General features: G+C 60.8%; 13 protein-coding genes and 1 pseudogene. 7 read left to right on the top strand and 7 right to left on the bottom strand.

Annotated elements, in window-relative coordinates; translation table 11 throughout:
- Window positions 1–12: 12 nt before the first annotated feature.
- Both LOY31_RS11125 and LOY31_RS11120 read right to left on the bottom strand, forming a co-directional pair.
- Entirely contained in the window at window positions 13–1,356 is a 1,344-nt protein-coding gene (locus tag LOY31_RS11125) for a dicarboxylate/amino acid:cation symporter (protein ID WP_221533033.1), read from the bottom strand.
- 97 nt (window positions 1,357–1,453) lie between these two features.
- The gene (locus tag LOY31_RS11120) at window positions 1,454–2,509 is read right to left on the bottom strand and encodes a tartrate dehydrogenase (protein ID WP_039770942.1); all 1,056 of its coding nucleotides are present in this window, start codon (window positions 2,507–2,509) and stop codon (window positions 1,454–1,456) included.
- 136 nt (window positions 2,510–2,645) lie between these two features.
- Between LOY31_RS11120 and LOY31_RS11115 the strand changes: the two genes are divergently transcribed.
- Window positions 2,646–3,560 carry a LysR family transcriptional regulator gene (locus LOY31_RS11115; RefSeq protein WP_039770944.1) on the top strand — a complete coding sequence of 305 codons (915 nt, stop codon included), beginning with the start codon at window positions 2,646–2,648 and terminating at the stop codon, window positions 3,558–3,560.
- On the opposite strand, the gene LOY31_RS11110 is transcribed toward LOY31_RS11115, so the two are convergent.
- Complete coding sequence (locus LOY31_RS11110) at window positions 3,557–4,501, bottom strand: aldo/keto reductase (protein ID WP_258713250.1); 945 nt, start codon at window positions 4,499–4,501, stop codon at window positions 3,557–3,559. The two genes, LOY31_RS11115 and LOY31_RS11110, sit on opposite strands and share 4 nt — an antisense overlap.
- A gap of 111 nt (window positions 4,502–4,612) precedes the next feature.
- On the opposite strand from LOY31_RS11110, the gene LOY31_RS11105 reads away from it, so the two are divergent.
- The 3 genes from LOY31_RS11105 to LOY31_RS11095 all read left to right on the top strand — a co-directional run bounded on the left by LOY31_RS11105 (window position 4,613) and on the right by LOY31_RS11095 (window position 7,210).
- Entirely contained in the window at window positions 4,613–5,383 is a 771-nt protein-coding gene (locus tag LOY31_RS11105; protein WP_258713249.1) for an alpha/beta hydrolase, read from the top strand.
- Window positions 5,384–5,513: 130 nt separating this feature from the next.
- The gene (locus LOY31_RS11100) at window positions 5,514–6,380 is read left to right on the top strand and encodes a CAP domain-containing protein (protein WP_258713248.1); all 867 of its coding nucleotides are present in this window, start codon (window positions 5,514–5,516) and stop codon (window positions 6,378–6,380) included.
- 401 nt (window positions 6,381–6,781) lie between these two features.
- Window positions 6,782–7,210, top strand: a complete 429-nt coding sequence (locus tag LOY31_RS11095; protein ID WP_258713247.1) for a nuclear transport factor 2 family protein — start codon at window positions 6,782–6,784, stop codon at window positions 7,208–7,210.
- A gap of 66 nt (window positions 7,211–7,276) precedes the next feature.
- Here the strand turns inward: LOY31_RS11095 and mqo are convergent, their stop codons facing one another.
- Window positions 7,277–8,926, bottom strand: a complete 1,650-nt coding sequence (gene mqo / locus LOY31_RS11090; protein ID WP_007957153.1) for a malate dehydrogenase (quinone) — start codon at window positions 8,924–8,926, stop codon at window positions 7,277–7,279.
- A 434-nt stretch (window positions 8,927–9,360) separates the two neighbouring features.
- Here mqo and LOY31_RS11085 point away from each other — a divergent pair, with 434 nt between their 5' ends.
- A complete protein-coding gene (locus tag LOY31_RS11085) occupies window positions 9,361–9,786 on the top strand; it encodes a nuclear transport factor 2 family protein (RefSeq protein WP_258713246.1) in 426 nt (141 codons plus the stop codon).
- A gap of 40 nt (window positions 9,787–9,826) precedes the next feature.
- Here the strand turns inward: LOY31_RS11085 and LOY31_RS29475 are convergent, their stop codons facing one another.
- On the bottom strand, window positions 9,827–10,552 hold the full coding sequence (locus tag LOY31_RS29475) for a methyl-accepting chemotaxis protein (RefSeq protein ID WP_408980477.1): 726 nt from the start codon (window positions 10,550–10,552) through the stop codon (window positions 9,827–9,829).
- A 129-nt stretch (window positions 10,553–10,681) separates the two neighbouring features.
- Window positions 10,682–11,440, bottom strand: a pseudogene (locus tag LOY31_RS29470) (MCP four helix bundle domain-containing protein); the annotation flags it as partial.
- Window positions 11,441–11,688: 248 nt separating this feature from the next.
- Here LOY31_RS29470 and LOY31_RS11075 point away from each other — a divergent pair.
- Entirely contained in the window at window positions 11,689–12,003 is a 315-nt protein-coding gene (locus LOY31_RS11075; protein WP_007957157.1) for a DUF2388 domain-containing protein, read from the top strand.
- Between the two features lie 114 nt (window positions 12,004–12,117).
- A complete protein-coding gene (locus LOY31_RS11070) occupies window positions 12,118–12,522 on the top strand; it encodes a hypothetical protein (RefSeq protein ID WP_170929433.1) in 405 nt (134 codons plus the stop codon).
- On the opposite strand, the gene ligD is transcribed toward LOY31_RS11070, so the two are convergent.
- Window positions 12,523–15,069, bottom strand: coding sequence for a DNA ligase D (gene ligD, locus LOY31_RS11065; protein ID WP_258713244.1), 2,547 nt, complete (start codon window positions 15,067–15,069; stop codon window positions 12,523–12,525). It abuts the gene before it with no gap.
- Window positions 15,070–15,081: the final 12 nt, after the last annotated feature.

Genomic DNA, 15,081 nt, shown 5'->3' with positions numbered 1-15,081 from the left:
TATCCGATTCGTCTATCTGGCAGCCACGCGCTCAAGGCCTGGGCGCAGAGATTCGCTGGCGTGGAGAGTGATCTCGGCTTCCGGCACCTGCGCACTCCGTTCCTCGGCCTCGCCATTGAGCGACCTGTGCATTTTTTCGCTATCGAGCGCCCCGACCCATTTGGCGATGGCCATGGTGCCCACGCCATTACCAATGGTGTTGGTGATTGCCCGAGCCTCCGACATGAAGCGATCGACCCCGAGCAACAGCACCATGCCTGCCACCGGTATCGTGCCGAGCGAGGCCAATGTCGCGGCCAGTATGATGAACCCTGAACCGGTTACCCCCGCCGAGCCCTTGGAGGTGAACATCAACACCGCCAGCACTATCAATTGGTCGGTCAGCGTCAGCGGTGTGTTCGTCGCCTGAGCGATGAAGATCGCCGCGATGGTGTAGTAGATGGCCTGGCCGTCCGGGTTGAAGGTCAGCCCTGAGGGGATGATCATCCCGGCCACCGGTTTCGATACGCCGGCCTTTTCCATCTTCGAGATCATCTGCGGCAGCACCGACTCCGAGGAGCTGGTGCCGAGTACCGTAAACAGCTCTTCCTTGATGAACCTGAGGAATTTCCACAAGCTGAAACCGCTGTAACGGCAGATCGGGCCGAGCACAAAAATCACGAACACCGCACAGGTCAGGTAAACGCAAGCCATCAGTTTTCCCAGCGAAAACAGCGAACCGAAACCGTACTTGCCAATGGTGAAGGCAATGGCGCCGAACGCACCAATCGGCGCCAGACGCATGACCATGTTTACGATTCGAAACATGCCCTGCATCAGACTCTCAAGCGCATCGACAAACACCTTGCCACGCGGCCCGACATGGGCCAGGGCGATGCCCAGCAGGATCGAAAACAACAGGATTTGCAAAACATTGCCCTTGGCAAATGCATCGACGATCGTGTCGGGGATGATGCCCATCACAAAATCCATGAACGACGCATGTTTGGCCGCTGTGGTGTACGTCGCCAGGCTGCTGGTGTCGAGACTGGCGACATCGACATTCATGCCTGCGCCAGGCTTGAACACGTCCACCACGATCAGGCCGATGACCAGCGCCAGCGTCGACACCACCTCGAAATAGATCAATGCACGAAAGCCGACCCGGCCCAGTTCCTTCATGTTTTCCATGCGGGCGATACCGGTCACCACCGTGAGAAAAATCACCGGTGCCAGCAGCATTTTGATCAGTTTGATGAAGGCGTCGCCCAAGGGTTTGAGCGCGGTGCCGGTCTCGGGCACCAGCACGCCGATGAGTGCGCCGAGGATCACGGCGACAAGGACTTGTACGTAGAGTTTGCCGAATATTCTTTTCATGACAGGGCCCTGATTTTTTATTGTTGTCAGGAAATGCCGAGGGGCGCGATACGCCCCTCGGCGGTGTGCCGCAGTACTGATTTGAATTGCAGAGGGATCAGCGGTTGATCAGCGCGATCACCGCGTCGGTGACTTGGCGCGTCGTGGCGGTGCCACCCAGATCCGGGGTGTGCAGACCGCTTTCCGTGACCGCCTCGATTGCCGACATCAGGTGTTTGGCGGCTGTTTTTTCGCCCAGATGCTCAAGCATCATCGCGGCAGTCCAGAACGTCGCGATCGGATTGGCCACGCCTTTGCCGGTGATATCAAACGCCGAGCCGTGGATCGGCTCGAACATCGAAGGGAAATCACGCCCTGGATTGAGGTTGGCCGTGGGCGCAATGCCGAGGCTGCCGGACAACGCAGCGGCCAGATCAGACAGAATGTCGGCGTGCAGGTTGGTCGCGACAATCACGTCCAGCGTCGCCGGCTTGAGCACCATGCGGGTGGTCACGGCATCGACCAGTTCCTTGTCGATCTTCACGTCCGGGAAGTCCTTGGCGACTTCGTAGAAGATTTCGTCCCACAGCACCATGCCGTGCCGCTGGGCATTGGATTTGGTGACCATGGTCAAATGTTTGCGCGGGCGGCTTTGCGCCAGTTCAAAGGCGAAACGATGAATGCGCTCGACCCCGGCACGGGTGAACACCGACACTTCGGTCGCCACTTCTTCCGGCAAGCCTCGATGAACGCGGCCGCCGTTGCCGGAATACTCGCCCTCGGAGTTTTCCCGGACCACGACCCAATCGATCTGCTCACCGTTGTGCAGCGGACTTTTCACCCCCGGCAGCACGCGGGCCGGACGCACGTTGGCGTATTGATCGAAACCCTGGCAGATCGGCAGACGCAGGCCCCACAGGGAAATGTGATCCGGCACATTGAGTGCGCCGACCGCGCCGAAGAATATTGCGTCGAAGGTTTTCAGTTCCTGCAAGCCGCCTTCAGGAATGTAGTGACCGTTTTTCAGGTAGTTGTCGGAGTTCCAGTCGAAGTGTTTGAAATCCAGTTCAAAACCGGATTTCTTCGCCAGGGCTTGTAGTACTTCGACGCCGGCGGCAATCACTTCCACACCAATGCCATCACCCGGAACCGCTGCAATCTTGTATGCACTCATGGTCAACTCCACTCTCTTCACGTTTTTGTTTTGCCTGCCGGACAGGGCTGTCAGGCGGGGTGTGATCGGAGTATATGTAGTGACCAGAAAGCTGTGAGTTACAGAAAATCACTACATCCATAACTTTGAGTTACCAATGAGCCAGACCCTCGATCTGTCGTTTTTTCATTTGCTGGCCAACAAAGGCAGCCTGGCCGCCACGGCTCGGGAATTGGGTGTGACGCCTCCAGCCGTAAGCAAACGCCTGAGTGCGCTGGAGGCTCGTCTGGGAGTGCGGCTGGTCAATCGCACCACGCGCTCAATGAGTCTCACGGCAGAAGGCGAACTGTATTTTTCCCATGCGGCGCGGATCCTGACGCAGATCGACGAGGTCGAGCAGTTGATCGGCGCCAGCCGGGCAACCCCTAAGGGGCTGATCCGGGTCAATGCCTCGCTGGGCTTTGGTCGTCGCTACATCGGTCCGGCCCTGGCGGCGTTTTTTGCCCGATACCCGGAGGTGGAAATCCAGCTGGAAATCAGCGACCACCCACTGGATCTGACGACCCACGGCTTTGATCTGGGGATCCGTTTCGGCACCCTGCCCGACGCGGCATTTCATGCCCGCAAAATCGCCTCCAACCGCCGCTTGCTCTGTGCCTCGCCGCTGTATCTGGAGAAACACGGGGTGCCACAGAAACTGTCGGACCTGCCGCAACACAACTGTATATTCCTGCGGCAGAACGAAACGCCCTACGGCGTCTGGAGTTTCACTGACGGCGGACGGACGCAAAACATCAAAGTGCGCGGTGCCCTGGGTTGCAACGATGGTGAGGTGGCTTTGAATTGGGCCCTGGAAGGCTATGGCATTCTGCTGCGTGCCGAATGGGACATCGCCCGCTACGTGCGCAGCGGCCGTTTGCGCCTGGTGCTGGAAGACCAGACCCCGACCCGCGCCGATGTGTACGCGGTGTATCCGCAACAGCTGCACCTGTCGGCACGGGTTCGCAGCCTGATCGATTTTCTGGTGGAGCGCTTCAAGCACATCGACAATCTGGATGACCCAGGCGACTAACTCACCAGCGCAATCAACTGCTGACGCTGCGCATCGGTCAGCGTCAGCCCGAACCCGGCGCCCGCGTTGTCGGCCATGTACAGCGGATTGCTGGTGCCGGGAATCACACAAGTCACCGCCGGATGCGCCAGCAGGAATTTCAGCGCCAGTTGCGGCCAGCTCTTGGCCCCCACTTGCGCCGCCCAGCCCGGCAGGGGCTTGCCCTTGAGCCGCGCGAGCAGGTCACCGCCGCCGAACGGCCGGTTGCAGATCACCGCCACCCCGCGTTCGCGGCACAGCGGCAGGATGCGCTTCTCGACCCCGCGATCATCCAGGGCGTAATTGATTTGCAGGAAATCCAGCGGCTCGGCCTTGAGCACCGCCTCCACCTCCTCATAGGCCGACGACGTGTAGTGGGTGATGCCGATGTAGCGGATCCGGCCCTGCTCTTTCCAGTCGCGCAGGGTCGGCAGATGGGTTTGCCAGTCGAGCAGGTTGTGAATCTGCATCAGGTCGATGCGCTCGGTGCGCAGCAGGCTGAACGACTGCTCCATCTGCGCGATGCCCTCCTCGCGACCACGGGTCCAGACCTTGGTCGCCAGAAACGCCGGCGAGCGCGGTTCGTGGATCGACAGCAATTCACCGGTGGTTTCCTCAGCGCGGCCGTACATGGGCGAGCTGTCGATCACCGTTCCGCCCTTTTTGAACAGCTCGCCGAGCACCGCCGGCAATTGTTTGTAGACCGGATCGCCGGGGGCGACGTCGAAACCGCGATAAGTGCCCAACCCTACCAGCGGCAGTGGCTCGGAGCTCGAAGGGATGGCGCGGGTCTGCATGGTCTGGGCTCCTGTGGCGTTCGGCGACGTAATGGCGGCCAGCGCCCGGTCAAAGGTGAAAACCGCTGACACCCCGGCTGCCAGTGTCAGCAACCGGCGGCGGGAATATCCCTCAGTGTGGTTCATGCTGGCGCCCTTGCCCTGTGGATCTGTTGCACCTTGTGTTTTGACGCAGCCCGCAAAACCGTTGGACTACACTGCGACAGCCAACCTGCGCGCCCGGTTAAAGTTAGTCGAATGTCCAGAACCCTGTTGTCACTCGTCGCATTGATCGTCGCCGTGTACTTGATCCTGTGCGCGGCGCTGTTCGTGTTTCAGCGGGCGCTGATCTATTTTCCCCAGCCCGCCAGCGTGGAATCACCGGACACACGGATGACGCTGGCCATGCCCGACGCCGAGATCCGCGTGACGGTGCGCGAGCGCGCCGGGCCCAGAGCGCTGATCTATTTCGGCGGCAATGCCGAGGACGTTTCGCGCAATCTGCCGGAGTTTTCCGAGGCGTTTCCTGACTATTCGTTGTATTTGCTGCATTACCGGGGCTTTGGCGGCAGCGGTGGTTCGCCCTCCGAAGAAGCGATTGCCGAGGATGCGCTGGCGCTGTTCGATCAGGTGTATGCCAGTCACCCGCAGGTCGCGCTGCTGGGGCGCAGCCTTGGTTCCGGGGTCGCGGTGCGGCTGGCCAGCCAGCGTCCGGTGGCGCGGCTGATTCTGGTCACGCCCTACAACAGCCTCGAAGAAATCGCCGCCCGCCAATACCCGTGGGTGCCGGTGCAGTGGTTGCTCAAGGATCGTTTCCGGTCCGGCCAGTACGCGGCGCATATCCGCGTCCCGACGCTGCTGCTGGCGGCGAGCGATGACGAGGTGATTCCTCGGGCCAGCACCGAACGCTTGCTGCACAGTTTTCCCGCCGGTGTGGCCACGCTCAAAGTGGTGAACGACTCGGCACACAATTCGATTTCCGACCGGCCGCAATATCTGCAATGGATCGAGGATGTGCTGAATCGCTGAGCACTTCGTCGGCGGCCGTTAAAACCCGGCAGCGCTTCGTGAACCAAGTGCAAAAAGGCCAGTCCTACCCGCGCCGCGTTCTGCGGTTCACTTCCCTTCAGCGATGTCCTTTTTCAGAGCTTTGCGTCCCATGCGCCACGCCGTTCGTTCGTCTCGCTTCGTTTCGCTGTGCCTGTTGATCCTTTCTCCCCTGCTTTCTCCCTCTGCCCACGCCGGCGCCGAGCGGCAACTGGTGGCCGCCATCAACGACTACCGCGCCCACCCGCAACGCTGCGACCGACGCCCGGCCCAACGGCTGGCGCCGCTGACGCTGAAGTCGAACCTGGCGTTGCCGGTCGGCTATGGCTACGGCGGTGGATTGCGCGAACGATTGAAAGATTCCGGCTATGCGGCCGTGGCGGTGCGCAGCATCCGGATCGTCGGCGCGCAGGACGCCGAAGAGGCGTTAGAAATGCTGCAAGACGATTACTGCGGTGCGCTGCTCGACGGTCAATACGCCGACATCGGCATCAGCCGCGCCCGCAGCGAATGGCAAGTGGTGCTGGCGCGGCCAGTGCTCGACAGTCGCGTCGGCGACAACCGCAGTGTCGGCAAGGTCTTGCTGGCCGAGGTCAACGCCGCCCGCGCCCGACCGCGCATGTGCGGTCGCCAGCGCTTCGCCGCCGCCCGACCCTTGAGCTGGAACCCGGCGCTCGGCGCCGCCGCTCAGGGCCACAGCAAGGCCATGGCCTACGGCAATTATTTCGCCCACCGCGACCCGGACGGCGACGGCCCGGCAGATCGCGCCCGGGCGGCCGGCTACCGTGGCCGGCAGATCGGCGAAAACATCGCCGCCGGGCAAAGCTCACCGGGCAAGGCCATGGCCGGCTGGCTGGCCAGCCCCGGACACTGCGCCAACCTGATGAACCCGATGTTCACCCAGGTCGGCGCCGGGTTTGCCAGTGAGGCGCGCAGTGATGAAGGGGTGTATTGGACGATGCTGTTCGGGGCGCCTTGATCCGGTTCCTTTCAAAACGTTGAAGAACGCTGCATGCCGCAACGCAACAGCTGATCGTCAGACCGGAGAAATCGTGGCAAGGACGCCAATCATGATGGTCAACACAAGAAAGCCGCCGAGGAAAATCGCCATCTTAGCCATGAAGGCCTCCTGAATACTGAATGTCCGGCGCACCGGGCGCTCCGGAATGAAGCGCGTCGCGTATGGCCGAACGGCAGGGGTATTTTGGGCGCATGGCTGAGATGGTTACAGATGCAGATTCGACAGGAAAAAGCGGATCAGATGGATCGGGCTGGCGCATGGGTCGATATTCAGATCGGTACAGATGGTTTCCATTGCGCCGCTTTGATCTAGAGTCATGGGCGCCGCGCAAAGAACAACAAAAATACAGGAGTGAAACCATGTCCGACCTGAACCTGCACCCCAACGCCGCCGAATCCCTGAACCGCTGGCACGAGATGATCCGCACCGGCAACCTCAAGGCCCTGCCCGAACTGCTCGATTCCAAAGCGGTATTCCGCTCACCGATGGCCCACACGCCTTACCCGAGCGCCCCCGTGGTCTCGATGATCCTCAACACCGTGTTCGAAGTGTTTGAAAACTTTAAATATCACCGTGAACTGGCGACGGCGGACGGTTTGAACGTGGTGCTGGAGTTCAGTGCAAAGGTAGGTTCGAAAGAGCTCAAGGGCATCGACATGATCCGCTTCGATGAACAGGGCAAGATCGTCGAGTTCGAGGTGATGGTACGGCCGTTGAGTGGGTTGCAAGCGTTGGGCGAGGAAATGGGCCGGCGGTTGGGGGCTTATCTGGCGGCCGCCAAGGCCTGAAATCCGCACACAAAAAAGCCCACTGACCGTCACCGGTTCAGTGGGCTTCGTGTGTCTGGCGTCTAGTTACAGAGCCATGTCACGTGCAGCGCTTTCTTTTGGAGCCGGGGCTTTTTCAGCCGAGGCGTCCGCCGCTGGAGCTGCAGCCTGGCCAATCACCGGAGGGGTTGGCAGTTGCAGGATCTTGGCGGTGTAGGCCCACTCTTCAGCCACTTTGGCTGGATCGTTGTTCAGCTGGGTGCCGTAGCTTGGAACGATCTGGTGCAGCTTGGCTTGCCACTCAGGGCTGGCGACTTTGTCTTTGAAGACTTTCTGCAGCACGCTCAGCATGATCGGTGCAGCGGTCGACGCGCCTGGGGATGCGCCCAGCAGACCGGCGATGGAGCCGTCTTTGGAAGCAACGATTTCGGTGCCCAGTTTCAGCACGCCGCCAGCGGCTTCATCACGCTTGATGATTTGCACGCGCTGGCCGGCTTGCCACAGGCGCCAGTCTTCGGCCTTGGCGTTCGGGAAGTATTCCTTCAGCGCGTTCAGACGATCTTCATCCGACAGCATCAGTTGACCGGCCAGGTACTCGACCAGCGGGTATTCCTTGATGCCGACCTTGGTCATAGGCCAGATGTTGTGGGTGGTAGTGCTGGTCAGCAGGTCCAGGTACGAACCTTCTTTCAGGAACTTGGTGCTGAAAGTCGCGAACGGGCCAAACAGGATGACGCGCTTGCCGTCCAGGACACGGGTGTCCAGGTGCGGAACGGACATCGGAGGCGCGCCAACCGAAGCTTTACCGTAGGCCTTGGCCAGGTGCTGTTCGGCGATGGCCGGGTTATCGGTCACCAGGAACGAGCCGCCTACCGGGAAGCCAGCGTATTCCTTGGCTTCTTCGATACCGGATTTCTGCAGCAGGTGCAGTGCACCGCCGCCGGCGCCGATGAACACGAACTTGGCGTCGGTTTCAGTCTTGGTGCCGTCTTTCAGGTTCTTGTAGCTGACGCGCCAGGTGCCATCGGCATTCTTGGTGATGTCCTGCACTTCGCTGGACAGCTTCATGCTGAAGTTAGGCTTGGTCTGCAGGTAACCGGCGAACTGGCGGGTGATTTCGCCGAAGTTCATGTCGGTACCCAGCGGGCTCCAGGTGGCCGCGATTTTCTGGTTCGGGTCACGCCCTTCCATCATCAGCGGGACCCACTTCTTGATCACAGCCGGGTCTTCGGAATACTGCATGCCGGCGAACAGCGGGCTCGCTTGCAGGGCTTCGTAGCGTTTTTTCAGGAACTTGATGTTGTCATCGCCCCACACGAAGCTCATGTGCGGAGTGGTGTTGATGAACGAACGAGGGTCCTTCAGGACGCCTTGACGAACCTGCCAGGCCCAGAATTGACGGGAGACCTGGAACGCTTCGTTGATCTCGACCGCTTTCGGGATCGTGACGTTGCCCTTGTCGTCTTCCGGGGTGTAATTCAGCTCGGCCAGGGCGGAGTGACCGGTACCGGCGTTGTTCCAGCCGTTGGAGCTTTCCAGGGCGACGCCGTCGAGGCGCTCGACCATTTCCATCGACCAGGTCGGTTCCAGCTCATTGATCCACACACCCAGGGTGGTGCTCATGATGCCGCCGCCGATCAGCAGGACGTCGACTTTCTTTGCTTCTTCGGCATTGGCGGAAGACATCCCCATCGCCAAAGCCAGCCCCAGCAAGGCTGTGTTCACTTTTTTAAACATCTGTTGCACCTATGATAAAACGCCTTCCGCCCGCCGCTGTTGTACGTATGAGGTCCCCTTTTTTCGCGACACTCAGGCTAGCGTCGCGGGTTCCGGCACACTTCAATTTTGACGGGTGGGCACACAAGGCCGACAGGCTGCGTCGACCTCAGTTATATGTCCCTTCTGAACTGACTTCTTATCATTATTGGCTTCAGCTACTTGAGCGACAGGGGTTCTGTCTGGCCCGCCGAAAAGCGCGCCAGACTGAATTAGGTCAAACCAAGTGGGGCGAAGAATATCACGTCATGGCAAACCCGCGCGTCTGTTCGCGACCGGATAGTTTTCAATAGGTTCCTCAAGCGCTTTCTAACGCCGGCGCATTCCTGCTAAGTTGTACGACGACTGACAAATCAATCAGTCGTCTTCATTACCTACAACAACAAGGAATACTCATGAACAAATCCAGACTGCTGCTCGGTCTCATCTGCATCTTCAGCGGCTACGTCGCCGCCGCCCCGGCGGAACAGGACGTCGCCCAGGCCGTTGATCACCTGACCCAGGCGATGTTGCACAAGGACATCGCCGAACTGAACGCGCTGACCGCCGACAACCTCACCTACGGCCACTCCAGCGGCAAAATCCAGGACAAGAAAGCCTTCATTGCCGATATCGAAACCGGCAAGAGCGCGTTCAAGACCCTGGAGATGCAAAACCAGACCATCACCCTGTCCGGGGACACCGCGCTGGTGCGCCATCATTTTTCAGCACAGGCCCTCAAAGGCACCGAGGTCGTGCCGACGGAAATCGAGAACTTCCAGATCTGGCAGAAGCAGGCTGGCAAGTGGTTGCTGGTGGGGCGTCAGGCGTACAAGTTCTGATGCATGAGCTCTGCCGCCAATGCGGCGGCAGAGCTTGTTTTCACAACCGAAATCGATCCACCGACTGCGCCAGCCGCCCCGCCAGACTCGACAGCTCATCCGTGGTATTGGCCGTCTGACCGATCACCTTGCTGTTGCCCTCCGACATGCCCGCGATCATCTCCACCTGATGGGCAATCTCGTTGCTCGCCTGGCTCTGTTCGCCGATGGTGCGGGTGATGTCGTTGACCAGTTGCGTGGTGCTGAGGGTGGCGTCGAGGATTTCGCGGATGGCGCGTTCGACGTCGGCGGTGACCGCCATGCCTTTGTCGACCTGGGCCACACCGGCCTCCATGCTGCTGACGGCCTCGCGGGTGCTGTTCTGGATGCGCGCGACCATCGCGGCGATTTCCTGGGTCGAGGCGCTGGTGCGCGCTGCGAGGCTGCGGACCTCATCGGCCACCACCGCAAAGCCCCTGCCCTGTTCGCCCGCCCGGGCTGCCTCGATGGCCGCGTTGAGCGCCAGCAGGTTGGTCTGGTCGGCGATGCTCTTGATCACCTGAATGATATTGAAGATGCCTTCGGATTCCTGATCGAGGGTGCGGATCACTTGCGCCGATTGCTGGGCGGACCGTGCGATGTCGTCCATGTCGCTGACCACCTGATGGATCACCTGTCCGCCGTTCTTCGCCAGTGACTCGGCCTGGCTGGCCATGTCCAGTGCACGCTCGGCGTGACGGGTGATTTCCTCGATGCTGGCGGTCATCTGGCTCGCAGCGGCGGCCATGGTGCCGGCGGCGGTGCTTTGCTGCTGACTGCTGTCGGCCACCTGATGGCAGCCGTGGCTCAGTTGTTCGCTCATGCCGCTGACGCCATGGGCGTTGCGTCGCACCACGTCGATCATGTCCCGCAGGTCGCGCTGCATGGTGGCCAGCGTGCGGATCAGCGCACTGGCTTCGTCCTTGCCGGACGGTTCGGCGATCGGTTCGCTGAGGTTGCCGTGAGCAATGCTTTCGGCGATGCGGCTGGCGGATTTCAGCGGACCCATGATGCTCAGGATCACCCACCGGCCCTGGGCCAACAGCAGCAACAGACTGGCGACCAGGACAATGCCAAGGGCGATATTGGCATTGTGGATCGCCGCCTCGGTGCCTTCGCTGGTGTGCCGGGTATTGGTTTCGATCAGCTCGCTGAGAGCGGCCATCTGTTCTTCGAGCTGGCTGAATGCGGTGCTGAAGGTGCCGAGATGCTGCTGGGCGATGTCCGGGTTTTCCAGTGCAAGACCGACGATCTGCTCGCCGGCGCTGATGTAGGTGTCGAGACTCGGCTTGATCTGTTCCAGCGCGGACTTGATCGTGGGATTGACCGGCAGCTTGAGGTTTTCACCCAGCACCTCGCGAAAATGCGCCGCATGCTCTTCGACCGAACTGCGCACCTCGTCCGCCGAACTGGTGCTTTTGCCCAGCCCCACCAGCATCGCCGAATACACGTCGGCACGCAGGGCGTCGTGCATCATGTCGGCTTCCATGTGGTTGCGCAGCGCGCTCATGCTGACCGCGTTGTCACCGACCGCCGAAGCCATCCGCTGATTGCCGACGTAACTGACCAGGCTCACGATCAGCGCCGTCAGCAGGCTGGTCGCAATCAGCAACACCAAACGCAGTTTGATCGACACCGTGATTTCCTCCCTGGTCGCGCCACACGGCGCCTTTCAACGCTTCAGTTAAGCCTATTTGGGTGAATCCGCCGCTTTAGAGCGTCGCAGGGTGTGTCGTTACATCCGGTAAAAATGAGGACTGTGCGGTGCTTCTCGTTCTATGCCCGCTACCGCCCGGCCCCGCGCATGGAACTCCCATGCCGTCCGGCACCTCTCACATTATGTGGTACTTCCTTTTCGCTTTACGCTGCTGGAGGAACACCGTCATGCGCCGTTTATTACTCGTTTCGTCTCTCATGCTGTGCCTGCCGTTCGGCTCGGCCCTTGCCCGCGTGGACGCAGGGGATGTCGCCACTTCGGCGGGGGTTTCGGCCTCGCTGTACTCGACCTTCAAGGATCACAAAATGGTGATTCCGGCCCGTGACGACTTGTCCGCATTCGTCGCCAGCGGCGGAACGATCCGTGGCGTGTACCTCGAATCGGTGCTGCAACAGGTGCGTCAGGAAAATCCCGGCCTGAACGCCAGCGATGAAGAGCTGGCCAATGCCATCCTGGTTCACTACGAAGGTCTGTCGCAGTAACCACGGCACGTTCGATGATGGTGGCTGACGGACTCGCCACCGTTGTGCCCTGCCGATGGACGGCTGGTGAACGACCATGGGCAAAACCGTCGAACGGCCTCTATGATGGAGGCCATGACGATTTCCGCCTCCCTTCGCTCCCCTTGCCCGCCGGGTCTTTGCATTTGCGGGCGTGATCCGCTGCTGGATACGCCCGGCGCGGACGTGCGCATCTTGCTGCTGACCCGCGAGGAGGAAAAGCGTCTGCTCGAGCGTCTGGAAAACCTGAAAGACCTCGCCGACCTCGAGCGTCTGCAAGGCAAGATGTTCGATCAACTAGGGATTCGCGTGCTGATCGCCCCGAAGTTCGGTGAAGTGCGGACCGTGCGCGGAGGCATCGAAATCGAGGTCCAGGACCTGCCGGGACTCTGCCGCAAAACCCGCAAAACCATCCCGGCTGCCATCCGCCGTGGCCTGGAAAACAACCCGCAAGTCGCCTTCGACCTGCTCAACGCCCACGACTTGCTGCGCGGCACCTGATCATTTCTTCATGCCCACCCGCTTGCGCATCTCGGCCGTGATGCTTTGCCGGGTTTTCTTCATGTCCGCCCAAGGCTCATCGCCCACTTCTGCCAGCCGTTCGTGAACGTTGCGCACGTTCCATTGATCGGCGCCCTTGATCTCGCCCACTTCTTCCCGAAACAACGGCACCGACACCGGCAACCCTTCGCGGGTGCGCGCTGCGTAGGCGCAGATAGTGGTGGCGCCCAGACCGTTGCGCAGGTAATCGATGAAGATCCGCCCGACACGATTTTTCGGCCCGGACACCGCAGAAAAACGCTCCGGCAACAGCTTCGCCATGTGCGTGACGATGGCGTGGCTGAAATCCTTGACCTCCTCCCAGCCATGTTTGCGGGTCAGCGGCACCACCAGATGAATGCCCTTGCCGCCGCTGGTCTTGAGAAACGCCTTGAGGCCCAGTTCATCGAGCACGGTCAGGGTCAGCGCCGTGGCTTCGACCATGCTTTTCCAGGGCAGCGCCGGATCCGGGTCGAGGTCGAGGACAAAGCGGTCGGGCTTGTCCAGATCCGTCGTGGTGGCGTTCCAGGTGTGCAGTTCGACCGTGCTCATCTGCACCGCGCCGATCAAGGCTTCGGCGTTGTTGATCAGCATTACCGGCTGGCCGGTCAGCTCCTTGTCGAGCGTGCGGATGCCGGGGATCGCCAGGTTTTCGGCGTTCTTCTGGAAGAACAAATCACCGGCGATTCCGTCCGGCGCGCGCACCAGCGCCACCGGGCGATCCTTGAGCTGCGGCAGAATCCATTCGGCGACACTGGCGTAATACTCGGCCAGCTGCATTTTGGTGGTGCCACTGCTGGCGTCGATCACCCGGTCGGGATGAGTGATCCGCACCTTGCCGTCGGCCAGATCGGATTGGGACGGCGCGGTAGTTTGAGCCTTTGAAGTCTTCATCGGTTTGGCACGCTCCTCGGTGATGTCCTTGGCCGGTTTGTCCTCGCGCAGGCCATGGAACACGGCGTGGCGCACCGAGCCGTCCTGGGTCATTTCGGCAAACGCCACTTCCGCCAGCAGACTCGGCTTGAGCCAGTGCACACCCTTGGCCTCGAACCCCGTGGGAGGATTGACCACCGCCGGTTTCTTCACCCGCAACGGTTTGAGCTGCGCGAGGATGCTCTTGAGGGTGGTTTCATTGAATCCGGTGCCGACCTTGCCGGCGTAACGCAACTCGCCGCTGTCACGATCATGCAATCCCAGCAACAGCGCGCCGAACGAACTGCGCGCGCCTTTCGGATCGGTGTAGCCGACGATCACGAATTCCTGGCGATGCTTGCACTTGAGCTTGATCCAGTCGCTGCTGCGGCGCGACACGTAAGGCGAGCCAAGACGTTTCCCGATCAGCCCCTCCATGCGCATCTGGCAGGCGCTGTTGAGCAGTGCCTGCGGGGTTTCGTCGAACGCTTCGGAAAAACGCAGCAGCGGATCTTCATGGGCTTTCAACACCGTGGCCAGCGCCGCGCGCCGTTCCTGCACAGGGACTTCACGCAGATCGACACCGTTGAGATATGGCAGATCGAACAGGTAATAGAGGATGTTTTCACTGCGGCCCGCATCAAACGTGTTTTGCAGGGCCTGGAAATCCGGCACGCCGTCCGCGTCGGCGACGACCATCTCACCGTCAAGCCACGCCGACTCCAGGCCCAGTGCCGCCAAGGCTTGCGCCTGCTTCGGCAATTTGTGCGTCCAGTCATGACCATTGCGGGTGAACAACTGCACCTCGTCCTGATCGATGCGCGCCATGATCCGATAGCCGTCGAACTTGATTTCGTATTGCCAATCCCCTTCCGGCGCACTCTCCACCAGGGTGGCCAGTTGCGGTTTGAGTTGCGCGGGAATCCTGGCCTTGTGCGCCCCGGCAAGTTTGCCCGAGGCCGGCTTGCGCGGTGCTTTCGGCGAGGCTTTCAGCGGTTTGACTTGCTTCGCACTGAGGCTGGGTTTGTCGACGATCGTGCGTTCACTGAGCACGCTGTCGGGCTCGGCGACCAGCACGTCGTAATCGCTTTGCGGGCGCGCGGCGCTGTCCTGATGCTTGATCAGAAACCACTGCTCTTTCTTGCCCGGCATGTGGGTGCGCACCAGATTCCACACCCCGGCGAGTTTCTCGCCTTGCAGTTCGAATTTGAGTTTGCCCTTGGCGTAGGCTTTCTCCGGGTCTTCCAGCGGAATCCACACGCCGCGATCCCAGACGATCACATCGCCGGCGCCGTAATGCCCCTCGGGAATGCTGCCCTCGAACGTTGCGTAGTCCAGCGGATGGTCTTCGACGTGCACGGCCAGGCGCTTGACCTTGGGATCCAGCGACGGCCCCTTGGGCACCGCCCAGCTCTTGAGCGCGCCGTCGAGCTCCAGGCGAAAGTCGTAATGCAGGTGCGAGGCATCGTGTTTTTGAATGCAGAACTGCAGGGCGTGGTCACCGGCGGATTTCTTGCCCCGACGGCGTTCAGCCGCCGGTTCAGAGGTCGCCGAAAAGTCGCGCATCCGGTTGTAGTCGTCGAGATTCCTGCTCATCCTGCACCTGCC

Origin of the sequence: Pseudomonas sp. B21-021 (assembly GCF_024749205.1) — a bacterium.
GTDB classification, from domain to species: domain Bacteria; phylum Pseudomonadota; class Gammaproteobacteria; order Pseudomonadales; family Pseudomonadaceae; genus Aquipseudomonas; species Aquipseudomonas paraglycinae.
The sequence above is the reverse complement of the archived record's forward strand: the minus strand, read 5'-3'. Positions and strand labels throughout refer to the sequence as shown.

What these genes read in the sequence shown, in the direction of transcription:
- LOY31_RS11120 (WP_039770942.1), bottom strand. Translation starts at nt 2,509, where the DNA reads ATGAGTGCATACAAGATTGCAGCGGTTCCGGGTGATGGCATTGGTGTG.
- LOY31_RS11115 (WP_039770944.1), top strand. Translation starts at nt 2,646, where the DNA reads ATGAGCCAGACCCTCGATCTGTCGTTTTTTCATTTGCTGGCCAACAAA.
- LOY31_RS29475 (WP_408980477.1), bottom strand. Translation starts at nt 10,552, where the DNA reads ATGGCCGCCGCTGCGAGCCAGATGACCGCCAGCATCGAGGAAATCACC.
- LOY31_RS11110 (WP_258713250.1), bottom strand. Translation starts at nt 4,501, where the DNA reads ATGAACCACACTGAGGGATATTCCCGCCGCCGGTTGCTGACACTGGCA.
- LOY31_RS11125 (WP_221533033.1), bottom strand. Translation starts at nt 1,356, where the DNA reads ATGAAAAGAATATTCGGCAAACTCTACGTACAAGTCCTTGTCGCCGTG.
- mqo (WP_007957153.1), bottom strand. Translation starts at nt 8,926, where the DNA reads ATGTTTAAAAAAGTGAACACAGCCTTGCTGGGGCTGGCTTTGGCGATG.
- LOY31_RS11100 (WP_258713248.1), top strand. Translation starts at nt 5,514, where the DNA reads ATGCGCCACGCCGTTCGTTCGTCTCGCTTCGTTTCGCTGTGCCTGTTG.
- ligD (WP_258713244.1), bottom strand. Translation starts at nt 15,069, where the DNA reads ATGAGCAGGAATCTCGACGACTACAACCGGATGCGCGACTTTTCGGCG.
- LOY31_RS11070 (WP_170929433.1), top strand. Translation starts at nt 12,118, where the DNA reads ATGACGATTTCCGCCTCCCTTCGCTCCCCTTGCCCGCCGGGTCTTTGC.
- LOY31_RS11075 (WP_007957157.1), top strand. Translation starts at nt 11,689, where the DNA reads ATGCGCCGTTTATTACTCGTTTCGTCTCTCATGCTGTGCCTGCCGTTC.
- LOY31_RS11095 (WP_258713247.1), top strand. Translation starts at nt 6,782, where the DNA reads ATGTCCGACCTGAACCTGCACCCCAACGCCGCCGAATCCCTGAACCGC.
- LOY31_RS11085 (WP_258713246.1), top strand. Translation starts at nt 9,361, where the DNA reads ATGAACAAATCCAGACTGCTGCTCGGTCTCATCTGCATCTTCAGCGGC.
- LOY31_RS11105 (WP_258713249.1), top strand. Translation starts at nt 4,613, where the DNA reads ATGTCCAGAACCCTGTTGTCACTCGTCGCATTGATCGTCGCCGTGTAC.